This is a genomic window from Candidatus Izemoplasmatales bacterium, from assembly GCA_041649275.1.
GTDB lineage: Bacteria > Bacillota_I > Bacilli_A > Izemoplasmatales > Hujiaoplasmataceae > UBA12489.
The window spans coordinates 34,216-45,335 of sequence record JBAZNL010000013.1; the positions used below are offsets into that span (position 1 = coordinate 34,216).

At 61.7% G+C, this 11,120-nt stretch carries 9 protein-coding genes and 1 other annotated feature; all 9 genes read right to left on the bottom strand.

The features are described 5' to 3' along the window. Positions 1 to 8: 8 nt before the first annotated feature. Entirely contained in the window at positions 9 to 2,867 is a 2,859-nt protein-coding gene (locus WC509_07105) for a glycerophosphodiester phosphodiesterase family protein (GenBank protein MFA5007219.1), read from the bottom strand. 151 nt (positions 2,868 to 3,018) lie between these two features. Continuing rightward, positions 3,019 to 3,765, bottom strand: coding sequence for an amino acid ABC transporter ATP-binding protein (locus tag WC509_07110; protein MFA5007220.1), 747 nt, complete (start codon positions 3,763 to 3,765; stop codon positions 3,019 to 3,021). Beyond that, positions 3,755 to 4,432 carry an amino acid ABC transporter permease gene (locus WC509_07115; protein MFA5007221.1) on the bottom strand — a complete coding sequence of 226 codons (678 nt, stop codon included), beginning with the start codon at positions 4,430 to 4,432 and terminating at the stop codon, positions 3,755 to 3,757. The genes WC509_07110 and WC509_07115 overlap by 11 nt, the downstream gene beginning before the upstream one ends. 1 nt (position 4,433) lies before the next feature. Further along, positions 4,434 to 5,252 carry a transporter substrate-binding domain-containing protein gene (locus WC509_07120; GenBank protein MFA5007222.1) on the bottom strand — a complete coding sequence of 273 codons (819 nt, stop codon included), beginning with the start codon at positions 5,250 to 5,252 and terminating at the stop codon, positions 4,434 to 4,436. A gap of 212 nt (positions 5,253 to 5,464) precedes the next feature. Then, positions 5,465 to 5,664, bottom strand: a binding site (T-box leader). Positions 5,665 to 5,717: 53 nt separating this feature from the next. Further along, entirely contained in the window at positions 5,718 to 6,494 is a 777-nt protein-coding gene (locus WC509_07125; GenBank protein ID MFA5007223.1) for a TatD family hydrolase, read from the bottom strand. A gap of 90 nt (positions 6,495 to 6,584) precedes the next feature. Then, positions 6,585 to 7,769, bottom strand: a complete 1,185-nt coding sequence (gene tuf / locus WC509_07130) for an elongation factor Tu (GenBank protein ID MFA5007224.1) — start codon at positions 7,767 to 7,769, stop codon at positions 6,585 to 6,587. Positions 7,770 to 7,877: 108 nt separating this feature from the next. After that, entirely contained in the window at positions 7,878 to 9,947 is a 2,070-nt protein-coding gene (gene fusA, locus WC509_07135) for an elongation factor G (GenBank protein ID MFA5007225.1), read from the bottom strand. An 18-nt stretch (positions 9,948 to 9,965) separates the two neighbouring features. Next, positions 9,966 to 10,436 (bottom strand): 30S ribosomal protein S7, encoded by a 471-nt coding sequence (rpsG, locus tag WC509_07140; GenBank protein MFA5007226.1) that lies wholly within the window; start codon positions 10,434 to 10,436, stop codon positions 9,966 to 9,968. Positions 10,437 to 10,491: 55 nt separating this feature from the next. Then, on the bottom strand, positions 10,492 to 10,926 hold the full coding sequence (gene rpsL, locus WC509_07145) for a 30S ribosomal protein S12 (GenBank protein ID MFA5007227.1): 435 nt from the start codon (positions 10,924 to 10,926) through the stop codon (positions 10,492 to 10,494). Positions 10,927 to 11,120 lie beyond the last annotated feature (194 nt).

Below are 11,120 nucleotides of genomic sequence, written 5' to 3' on the forward strand. Positions count from 1 at the left end.
TCTGTACTTTATTCTCTTGTTTCCTTGCATCCTTTGGATGATTGTTCCTTCCGGCGGGCGAAGATCGCCGCCGGCGGCAGGACCGCGACCGCGAGCGCGCCGACCCACGGGGAAGGCGCCGTCGCGGAAAGCCGGCTGTCGACGACGTCGATGACGACCAGATCGTCGAAGATGCGGTACGGCGTCCCGTCGGCGAAGGTCGATTCGAACCAGACGGCGACGAGTGCGGAGCCGACATGCGAGAAGCCGGTCACGACCGCGTTGTTCGCGATCGCGATGCCGGTGCCGCCGTCATCGATCAGCAGGAAGCGCGGCACGTAGTTGTAGCTGAGTCCGCCCGGGGTCCCGATGACGCCGCGAAGCTGGAGCTGCGCGACCGGGTTCGCGAGGTCGACGGTGAACCGGCTGTCGTTCATTTCCATCCGGAGCCAGTCGTTCGTCAGCCGCCAGGTATAGTCGGTGGTGATCCCGCCGACGCCCATGGAGTAGTACTCGTACTGCACTTCGGCGTCGTTCACGGTCCACGGCCAGGTGGTGATCCCGCGGTAATGGAGCTGTTCGATCAGCGCTTCGGTCAATCCGCTGTAGCTCGGATTGAAGGTCGTCTTGATCGGAACGACGGAATTCATGATGACCAGCAGGCTGCCTTCGAGGTTGCTCGCATTCGCGAATCCCGAGTTCAGATAGCCGACGGAGATGTTCGGCAGGTTCGTCCGCATGTTCTCGACCTGAGCCGTGCTGAACGCGATCACGGTGACCTGGTCGCTGACGCCATAGGTGTCAATCAGCGTCGCGAGGACCGGGACGATCTCCAGCTTGGTGCTCTTGATCTCGATGAAGATCTGGACGTCGAGGTCGCCGAACGTCTCGAAGTACTCGTCGAGCGTCGGAATCTTCAGGTTCGGGAAGTTGCCGGTGGTGTCGAGGATGGTCAGCGCCTTCAATTGCTCGAGCGTCGATTCCTCGACGGTCAGGGTTCCGTTGGTCGTCCGGGCCGTGGTCCCGTCGTGCATGACGACGAGCCGGTTGTCGGTCGTGAGATAGATGTCGAGCTCGATCACGTCGGCGCCGGCCTCGTAGGCGAGCATCGATCCTTCGACGGTGTTCTCCGGGGCGCGCGTCGACATCCCGCGGTGGCCGATGACGAGCGGCGTGCGGATCAGCGAGTTCTCGGGGAACGTGCCGTAGAACCCGTAGAGCGACTCCACGTCCTCGACGATGACGCCGTTCACGCCGGAAAGGACGCTCCGGGCGACGCTTTCCTCATCGGCGCCGTAGGTGTTCGCGTAGACCGAGACGAGACGGCGCTGGAGATAGTCGGCGTTGTCGCGGGAGACGTATTCCTCGGGCAGGAGGGCGCCGATCGCGCCGACGGTGTTGACTTCGTCGCGGATCGCGAGCAGGGCCGCGTCGTCGAGTGTGGGAACGGCGGAATCGTAGTCGATCTCGAGGATGCAGCGGAGCATCGAGTAGGCGGTCCGGGCGTCGGTGATCGCGGTCGTGTTGCGCGAGATCATGAAGACGTCGCGGATCCCGTAGTCCTTCAGAAGGCCCGCGAGCGAGACGGCGACGTCGCGATTGCGGACATAGAACGCCGGGATGACCCGGCCGTCGATCGCCAGCAGCGCTTCCAGGATCGACATGATCCTGAGGCCGCCGGGGGTAACGACGTTCATCATGTTGTCGATCGTCAGGATGAGAGCCTGCGGGCGGACTTCCTCGGTGGCGATCGACAGGATGTCCTGCGCGGAGGCGGCGAACTTCATCGCCGTCGGCGGGAGCTGGATGCCGGTTTCGGGTTCATAGAGTTCGGCGATCGTCGTGAACTCGACCGACGAGGTGTCGACGTAGTCCTCGGGGATCGTCACGATCACGTTGTCGTAGACCGCGACCGCGCCGCTCGCCTGCATGCCGATGTTGCCGTTCTTGAATTCGCTGGCGTTCTCGTAAGTGAGCTGCAAGGCGCCGTCGATGTACTCGTTCACCACGTCGCCGTTCAGTTCGATGCGGAGGCGGTACGTCTCGGCGGCATCGATCATCTCGGTGAAGGCGACCGTCTTCGGCACGTTCCAGCCGTTGTTGATCCACTTGGCGAACTCGACGCCGTTGGTCGCGGTCGCGTTCTGGCGCACGCACATCTGGAAGTATCCCTCGGCGCCGTAGCGGTACATCACCGACGCCCAGCGCGTCGGTTCCTTGGCGGAAAGGATCGAGAAGTCGGTCTCGATCACGTAGTTCTTGAACATCTTCAAGTAGTCGGGAAGCAGCACCCGGGTGGGCGTCGTCGTGACGCCGTCGAGGCGCAGCTTGCCGCCGCTGATCGCGGCGGTTCCCGTCTGGATGACATACCCTTCGGGAAGCGCGCCGTCGGGAAGGTCGCCGTAGGAGTCCTGGAAGACGACGTAGGCGTCCTCTTCGGCCAGCTTGGTGAAGAGCATGATCGAGACGGTGGTGTCGCCGACGGTGAAGGAGAGATCGAACATGCCCTTCTCCGTGGCCGTGAGCGTGCCGCCCGCGACCGTAACCGAATCCGGCAGGTCCGAAAACGCGCCTTCATCGAGCCCCACTTCGCCGAACGTCCCCTTGTAGAGGTACCCCGACAGGTCGACGGCGACCCCGGTGTCGGTCATGATGTAGTTCTTGCCGTCCTTGAGCGTGATCCGGTCGTCGACGACGGGAACGGTCGTGACTTCCGTCGTCGTGTCGGAGCCGGTCGTCGGCAGCGTCGTCGTGGCGCCGGTCGTCGTGGAACCGGTGGTGGGAAGGCCGGTCGTCGTGAGAAGCGTCGTGAGAGTCGTCGTCCCGTCGCAGGCCAGAAACGCAAGCGCGGTCAGGGCGATGGAGAGGAGCGCGATGATCTTTTTCATGAAATGAACCTCCGAGAGTCAATAGGAAATCGGTTTCTTAACATCATTATAAAAGAAAGCGCATGACGATGTCAAGCGCTTTCAAAATCTATTCGTTCGAACTTCATGAATTCATGTCGGAATTCCCCCGCGAAGCGGAGAGGGCGTCGCCTCAGATCCGATCGAGGACGCGGTGCAGGAATTCCTGCGTCCGCGGCTGCGTCGGATGACCGAAGATGACTTCGGGCGGTCCCTGTTCGATGATCTTCCCGCCATCCATGACGACGATCTCGTCGCCGAAGACGCGCGCGAAGTCCATCTCATGGGTGACGACGACCATCGTCATCCCCTCGGCGGCGAGATTCTTCATGACGGCGAGAACCTCGCCGACCATCTCCGGATCGAGCGCGCTCGTCGGTTCGTCGAAGAGCATCGCTTCCGGTTCCATGCAGAGCGATCGCGCGATCGCGATCCGCTGCTTCTGTCCGCCGGACAGCTGGGAAGGATAGTTGTCCGCCTTGCCGGACAGGCCGACCTTCGAAAGCATCGTCCGCGCCGCCGCTTCCGCATCCTCCTTCGACTTCTTCAGGACGTGGATCGGTCCGATCGTCAGGTTTTCGAGGACGGTCAGGTGCGGAAACAGGTTGAAGTGCTGGAAGACCATCCCGATGCGCCGCCGGTGGGCGCAGGGGTCGACGTCCTTCCCGCGCATGTCGACGCCGTCGAACAGGACGCTGCCGGCGGTGGGTTCCTCGATCAGGTTGATCATCCGGAGGAGCGTCGACTTCCCCGATCCGGAGGGGCCGATCACGACCGTGACGGTTCCTCCGGCGATCGCAAGGTCGACCCCGTCGACGGCGACGGTGCCGTCGGAAAAGCGTTTCGTGAGTCCCTTCAGGACGATGACGTCATCGCGCATCGGACCGCTTCAGCCTCCTTTCGAGGAGCCCCATCAGCTTCGCGGTGGGGAACGTGAGCAGAAAATAGAGGATCGCGGCGACGATGTACGATTCCTTGACCGCATAGGTCGAGGTCCGGACGATCGTCGCGGCGTACATCAGTTCGGCGATGCCGAGGTACATGAAGATCGACGTCTCCTTGATCAGGGTGACGAACTCGTTTCCGAGCGCCGGGACGATGTTCTTCACCGCCTGCGGCAGGATGATCTTCCGCATCGCCAGCCCCCGCGTCATCCCGAGGCTCGCGGCCGCTTCCGACTGGCCGCGGTCGACGGAGAGGATCCCGCCGCGGATGACTTCGGCGACGTAGGCGCTCGAGTTGACGAAGAGCGCGATCATGCCGGGGATGAAACTCGACATGTCGATGCCGAAGACGAGTGTCACCGGCATCCGGAAGAACGAGTAGATGATGAGCACCTGGACCAACAGCGGCGTCCCCCGGATCACCTCGACGTAGCTCGTCCCGAGGAAACGGAGGACGCGGTTCTTCGACAGACGCAGAAAGGCCGGGACCAGCGCGAGGACGGTCCCGAGCCCGACGGCGATGACGGCGAGCACCAGCGTCAGGAAGAGTCCTCCGAGGAGGATCCCGACGTAGCGCCCGTTCAGGAGAAACGAGAAATCCATGCTACTCCGCGGTCGATTCGTTCAGGGCGATCGCGTCGGCGACGATCGTGCTGATCGTGCCGTCGGAGAGCAAATCCGCGATCACGGCGTTGATCGCCGCGAGCAGTTCGGCGTCGCCCTTCTGGACGGCGACGGCGGATCCGCCGTCGGGATCGCCGATCGCGATCGAGGAGATCGCGAGTTCCGGGTTGTTGGCGACGTAGCCGTCGGCGACCGCCTTCTCCATGATCACGGCGTCGAGCTGGCCGTCGATCAGACGGATGACGAGGTCGGGGACCTGCTGGATGAACTGGCGCTGGGCGAGCGGGAAAGTCGCATCGGCGAGTTCCTGCTGGATCGCCCCGAGCTGGGCGCCGACCTTGACGGTCGCGACGTTCACCGCCTCGACCGAGGCATAGGCGGCGAGGTCGGCGTTGCGGACGAGGACGACCTGGATCGACTCGTAGTAGACCGGGGAGAAGTCGACGCGGAGCGCGCGTTCCTCGGTGGGGGTCATGCCGGCCATGACGAAGTCGACCTTGCCCGCCTCGAGGTCCTCGAGGAGGAAGTCGAAGCCCTTGTTCACGACCTTGAGGTTCTTCCCGAGGGCGGCGGCGATGTGTTTGGCGATCTCGATGTCGAGACCGACGATCGTCGTCTTGCCGTCGACCTCGAGGGGCCATTCGTAGGGCGGGTAGTCGGCGGAGGTGCCCATCACGACATATTCGTCGTAGGCTTCGTCGATGACGTAGGTGTAGACGTTGGATGCGGTGTCGGCGCAGGCGGCGAGCGCCGCGACCGCCAGGGTTGCGAGGATGATGCCGAGTGTCTTCTTGAACATGGTTGTTCCTTCCTTTCAGGGTAGGTTCTATCGTTACGGACGTCCGCGAAAACAAAAGTCCTTGGCGAACGGACGTTCGCCAAGGACGGTTTCCCGCGGTGCCACCTTGATTCCGGGCGTAAAAACGTCCGGCGCTCGATGCGGATAACGCCCGCCTGCGTCTGAAACGGATCTGGTTCGGATGCGAGAAAATAAAAAGTCCCCAGCAAAAAGCCAAGGACGATTTCTCGCGGTGCCACCTTGATTCCGGATTTCTCCGGCTCTCGAGCCGATAACGCCGGCATGCGTCCGAACCGGAAATCCGGTCCAAAAGCTCCAGGGCACGTTCAAGCCGTTCCGTTATCGGGCTTCCATCGTCCCCGACTCGCTAGGAATGAAACACGGCCTTACTACTCCCGTTCAACGCTTTGACACCATTATACCAAGTTTCACGGAGCGCGCAAGGAGAATCTTGATGAAAACGTTTTAGTCCGCGAGGGGCAGGCCGAAGAGACGCGAGGCGTTCGCGAAGGTCGCCTTCTCGACCACGGACGGATCGACACCGCGGATCGAGGCGATCATGGCGGCGACGTAGGGGACGTACTTCGATTCGTTCCGCGTTCCGCGGAAGGGGTCGGGCGCGAGATAGGGCGCGTCCGTCTCGATCAGAAGCCGGTCGAGCGGAACCACCGCGGCGACCTCCTTCGCGATCCGCGCGTTCTTGAAGGTGACCGGACCGGCGAGCGAAATCGACATGTTGAGGCGGAGGAAATCGGTCGTCGACGCCGCCGATCCGCCGTAGCAGTGCATGACCCCAGCCATCTCGGCGGGTTTGACGTTCGCGAGTACCGCCAGGGTCTCGGCGGTCGCCTCGCGCATGTGGACGGCGATCGGCTTGTGGTGCCGCGCCGCCATCCCGATCTGACGGACGAAGACTTCGGTCTGGATCTCAACCTTGGTCCTGTCCCAGTAACGGTCGAATCCGATCTCGCCGACGGCGACGACCTTCGGGTGGTCGAGGAGGCCTTCGATCGCGGTGAAATCGGCCTCGCCGACGAAATGGGCGTTTTCCGGATGGAGGCCGACCGCGGCGTAGACGCCCTCGAAGCGCTCGGCGAGTTCGACCGCGCGCCGGCTCGAGGCGGCGTCGTAGCCGACGCAGACCATGCGTACGACGCCCGCCGCACGGGCGGAAGAGACGACGTTCTCGATGTCGGTGTAGAGCAGGTCGTCGTTCAGATGCACGTGCGAATCGAAGTACATGGCGCCACCTCCTTCGCCTTCCATTATATCACGCGCCCGCGAAGGAAAACAAAAAAGGATGCTTACGCATCCTTCCGTGTATAGAATTCGTTACTTGACGATCGTGACGACCGAGCCGGCGCCGACCGTGTGGCCGCCTTCGCGGATCGAGAACTTCGTTCCCTGCTCGAGGGCGATCGGATGGATCAGTTCGACGTTCATGACGGTGTTGTCGCCCGGCATGACCATTTCGACGCCTTCCTGGAGGTTGATGACGCCGGTGACGTCGGTGGTCCGGAAGTAGAACTGCGGACGGTAGTTCGAGAAGAACGGGGTGTGGCGTCCGCCTTCGGACTGCGACAGGACGTAGACCTGCGCGGTGAAGTTGGTATGCGGGGTCACGGATTTCGGCTTCGCGATGACCTGGCCGCGCTGGACCTGATCGCGGTCGACGCCGCGGAGGAGGAGACCGACGTTGTCGCCGGCCTGCGCGTAGTCGAGCAGCTTGCGGAACATTTCGACGCCGGTGACGACGGAGGCTCTCGTGTCCTTGATGCCGATGATTTCGACGGCATCGCCGACCTTGATCATGCCGCGGTCGACTCTGCCGGTGGCGACGGTGCCGCGGCCGGTGATCGTGAAGACGTCTTCGACGGGCATGAGGAACGGCTTGTCGGTCTCGCGGACGGGCAGCGGGACGTAGGAGTCGACGGCGTTCATGAGCTCCATGATGCAGGGAACCCACTTCGGGTCGCCTTCGAGGGCTCTCAGGGCGGATCCGACGATGATCGGGGTCTCGTCGCCCGGGAACTTGTACTCGTTCAGGAGGTCGCGGACTTCCATTTCGACGAGTTCGATGAGTTCGGCGTCATCGACCATGTCGGCCTTGTTCAGGAAGACGACGAGCTTCGGAACGCCGACCTGACGGGCGAGCAGGATGTGCTCGCGGGTCTGCGGCATGCAGCCGTCGGCGGCGGAGACGACGAGGATCGCTCCATCCATCTGGGCGGCGCCCGTGATCATGTTCTTGACGTAGTCGGCGTGGCCGGGGCAGTCGACGTGCGCATAGTGGCGCGTCGCGGTCGAATATTCGATGTGGGCGGTGTTGATCGTGATGCCTCTGGCCTTCTCTTCCGGAGCGGAGTCGATCGAGTCGTACGAATGGAACTCGGACAGACCCTTCTCGGCGAGCACCTTGGTGATGGCGGCGGTCAGGGTGGTTTTGCCGTGGTCGACGTGGCCGATGGTGCCAATGTTGACGTGCGGTTTGCTGCGGTCAAATTTAGCTTTTGCCATTTTTGATATTCTCCTTTACAGATTTTTTATGTTTTCTTGGGGTTTTCAGTCGATATTATTGTATAACAATGCAATCGATAAAGCAAGTCTTAACTGCCAAGCGGCGGCTCAGCCGTTGCGCTTCTTGACGATTTCCTCGAAGATCGACTTCGGGCATTCCTCGTAGTGCGAGAACTGCATCACGAACGTGGCGCGGCCCTGGGAGTTCGACCGCATCGAAGTCGCGTAGCCGAACATGTTGGCGAGCGGAACCTTCGCGGTGATCTTCTGGGCGCCGGCGCGGGCCTCCTGGCCTTCGATCCGGCCGCGGCGGCTGACGAGATCGCCGATGACGTTGCCGAGGTATTCCTCGGGGCTGACGACGTCGACGGTCATGATCGGCTCGAGCAGGGTCGGACGGCACTTCTCCTTCGCGGCCTTGAGGGCCATCGAAGCGGCGATCTTGAACGCCATTTCGGAGGAGTCGACGTCATGGTAGGACCCGTCGAAGAGGGTCGCCTTGATGTCGAGCATCGGGTAGCCGGCGATGATGCCGGAGGCGAGCGCCTCCTGCAGACCCTTGTCGACGGCCGGGATGTACTCGCGGGGGACGACGCCGCCGACGACCTTGTCGACGAACTCGTAACCCTTGCCGGGGTTCGGTTCGAACCGGATCCAGCAGTGGCCGTACTGGCCGCGACCGCCGGACTGGCGGATGAAGCGGCCTTCGCACTCGGCTTCCTGCTTGATCGTCTCGCGGTACGAGACCTGCGGCTGGCCGACGGTCGCCTCGACCTTGAATTCGCGGCGCATGCGGTCGACGATGATCTCGAGGTGGAGTTCGCCCATGCCGGAGATGATCGTCTGGCCTGACTCCTTGTCGGTGTAGGTCTTGAAGGTAGGGTCTTCCTCGGCGAGTTTCTGGAGGGCGACGCCCATCTTGTCCATGTCGTTCTTCGTCTTCGGTTCGATCGCGACGGAGATGACCGGTTCGGGGAAGTTCATCGATTCCAGGACGACGAAGTGCTTTTCGGAGCAGAGCGTGTCGCCGGTGATCGTGTCCTTGAGGCCGACGGCGGCGGCGATGTCGCCGCAGTAGACCTGGTCGATCTCGGTACGGTTGTTGGCGTGCATCTGCAAGAGCCGGCCGACGCGTTCCTTCTTGTTCTTGGAGGTGTTGAGGACGTAGGAGCCCTTGTCGACCATGCCCGAGTAGACGCGGAAGAAGGTGAGGCGGCCGACGAACGGGTCGGTCATGACCTTGAACGCGAGGGCGACGAAGTCGGACTGGTCGTCGTGTTCGACGACGATCTCCGAGCCGTACTTGTCGAAGCCCTTGATCTGGGCGACCTCGACGGGGGAGGGCAGATAATCGATGACGCAGTCGAGCATCGGCTTGACGCCCTTGTTCTTGAAGGACGAACCGCAGATGACGGGGAAGAAGGTGACGGTGAGAACCGCCTTGCGGATCGCCTGCTTGAGGGTGTTGACGTCGATCTCGGCGCCGTCGAGGTAGAGGTTCATCAGATCGTCGTCGAAGTCGGCGACCTTCTCGATGAGTTCCGCCCGCTTCGCCCTCGCGATCTCGACGAGGTTCGCCGGGATCGGGACGATCTTGTAGTCCTCGTCCTGGCCGCCGTCGAAGAGCTTCGCGTGCATCTCGACGAGGTCGACGTGGCCGACGAAAGTGTCTTCCGCGCCGATCGGCCACTGGATCGCGGCCGCATTCGCGCCGAGGCGCTTGAGAAGCGAGTCGACGGAATAGGCGAAGTCGGCGCCGGTCTTGTCCATCTTGTTGACGTAGACGATGCGCGGGACGCCATACTCGTTGGCCTGCCGCCAGACGGTTTCGGTCTGCGGTTCGACGCCCGAGGAGGCATCGAGGACCGTTACGGCACCATCCAGAACGCGGAGCGAACGGGATACTTCAACGGTGAAGTCGACGTGGCCGGGCGTATCGATGAGGTTGACGCGGTGGTTCTTCCAGAAAGCGGTCGTCGCGGCGGCGGTAATCGTGATTCCCCGTTCTTGTTCCTGCTCCATCCAGTCCATCGTCGCCGCGCCATCGTGGACTTCTCCGATTTTATGGATTTTTCCAGTATGGTACAACACACGTTCGCTGGTCGTCGTCTTACCGGCGTCGATGTGGGCCATGATGCCGATATTACGCGTTTTGTCTAGAGTAAATTCACGTGCCATAACGTAATCCCTTCCAATTTAGAATCTGTAGTGGGCGAACGCTTTGTTCGCTTCGGCCATCTTGTGCATGTCTTCCTTCTTCTTGACGGAAGCGCCCTGGCCGTTCGATGCGTCGATGATTTCCTTTGCGAGACGCTCTTCCATGGTCTTTTCGTTGCGCGAACGCGAGTACTGGACCAGCCATCTGAGGCCGAGAGTGACGCGGCGGTCGCTCTTGACTTCGCCCGGGACCTGGTAGTTCTGTCCGCCGATGCGGCGGCTTCTGACTTCGAGGACGGGCATGATGTTGTTGAGGGCGTCGTTGAAGACTTCGACCGGTTCCTTCCCGGTCGTCTCCTTGATGCGGTTGAAGGCGTTGTAAAGGATGTTCTGGGCCAAGCCCTTCTTGCCTTCGAGCATGATGCTATTGATCAGACGGGTCACGAGCTTGGAATTGTAGATCGGGTCCGGCAGCACGTCTCTTTTGACGACTTTACCTTTGCGAGGCATATGAAATTCCTCCTTTCGATGTATGATGGAATTTTCGTATTGGTTGTTTCAGACGTTACTTCTTCTTGGCCGGAGCCGCTTTTTTCGGACGTTTCGCTCCATACTTGGAACGACCCTGGTTTCTGACCGCGGGAGCCGTGGTGTCGAGCGTGCCGCGGATGATGTGGTAACGGACGCCGGGGAGGTCCTTGACGCGACCGCCGCGGATCAGGACCACGCTGTGCTCCTGCAGCTTGTGGCCGACGCCGGGGATGTAGGCGTTGACTTCGCCGCCGTTGGAGAGACGGACACGGGCGTACTTGCGCAACGCCGAGTTCGGTTTCTTCGGGGTCATCGTGGCGACACGGACGCAGACGCCGCGCTTCTGGGGGCTGTGCAGGTCGCTGTAGCGCTTCGTCAGCGTGTTGAAGCCGACGTTGAGCTGCGGGGCCTTCGATTTGCGGACTTTGTCATGACGGCCATTCTTGATCAACTGATTGATTGTTGGCATGAAACATTTCCTCCTTTCGTGCCCACACACCCAGGTGGTGCGAGGGTCTCATTTTTATAAGGCTGCTTACGCAACCTCATTTTCCTATTTTTGCAGCAACAACATTATACACCACACGTCGAGGTGTGTCAATGATTATCGTGCGGGTCTTTCATTCTTGTTCGGAGGGGTTCGACGGGCGGCCGGCACGCCGC

Bases quoted from the DNA above. Each gene is read 5' to 3' on its own strand.
- WC509_07105 (MFA5007219.1), bottom strand. From the start codon at position 2,867: ATGAAAAAGATCATCGCGCTCCTCTCCATCGCCCTGACCGCGCTTGCG.
- fusA (MFA5007225.1), bottom strand. From the start codon at position 9,947: ATGGCACGTGAATTTACTCTAGACAAAACGCGTAATATCGGCATCATG.
- rpsL (MFA5007227.1), bottom strand. From the start codon at position 10,926: ATGCCAACAATCAATCAGTTGATCAAGAATGGCCGTCATGACAAAGTC.
- WC509_07110 (MFA5007220.1), bottom strand. From the start codon at position 3,765: ATGCGCGATGACGTCATCGTCCTGAAGGGACTCACGAAACGCTTTTCC.
- WC509_07115 (MFA5007221.1), bottom strand. From the start codon at position 4,432: ATGGATTTCTCGTTTCTCCTGAACGGGCGCTACGTCGGGATCCTCCTC.
- tuf (MFA5007224.1), bottom strand. From the start codon at position 7,769: ATGGCAAAAGCTAAATTTGACCGCAGCAAACCGCACGTCAACATTGGC.
- WC509_07120 (MFA5007222.1), bottom strand. From the start codon at position 5,252: ATGTTCAAGAAGACACTCGGCATCATCCTCGCAACCCTGGCGGTCGCG.
- rpsG (MFA5007226.1), bottom strand. From the start codon at position 10,436: ATGCCTCGCAAAGGTAAAGTCGTCAAAAGAGACGTGCTGCCGGACCCG.
- WC509_07125 (MFA5007223.1), bottom strand. From the start codon at position 6,494: ATGTACTTCGATTCGCACGTGCATCTGAACGACGACCTGCTCTACACC.